The following is a 382-nucleotide window of genomic DNA, read 5'->3' as shown; positions in this document are numbered from 1 at the left end:
ATTCGACATTGGCCTTGCGGCCGCCGCCGATCTTCGAGCGGCCATAGTTGCGGCCCTCACCGAGCAGCGCCGCCAGATGCGCCTGCCAGAACCCGTCCTTCAGCCTGAGATTGACGAAGCCCGGCCCGGCGACGTCGGCGGACGCGATATCGGCATCGGCGCGCAGCACCTCGACCAGCTTCTCGGCAAGAGCGCGCGGGTTCTGTCCGGTGGGTTTCGCCAGCACCATCGCCGCATTGGTGGCAAGGTCGCCGTGGCTGGCGTCGCGCGGCGGCTCGACCGCGATGCGCGACAGATCCGGCGATGCGCCATCCTTGCCCTTCAGATCAAGGGTTTCGACGGCTTTTACGATCCGCGCGTTGAAATCGGCGAAGATATTCAT

Annotated in this window: 1 pseudogene; it reads right to left on the bottom strand. The window is 65.7% G+C overall.

Features of this window, described 5'->3' with window-relative positions:
• Window positions 1-382, bottom strand: a pseudogene (locus EN780_RS38465) (arginine--tRNA ligase); the annotation flags it as partial.

Source organism: Mesorhizobium sp. M4B.F.Ca.ET.089.01.1.1, from assembly GCF_004022605.1.
GTDB lineage: Bacteria > Pseudomonadota > Alphaproteobacteria > Rhizobiales > Rhizobiaceae > Mesorhizobium > Mesorhizobium abyssinicae.
This window is presented reverse-complemented; position numbering and strand designations above follow the sequence as displayed.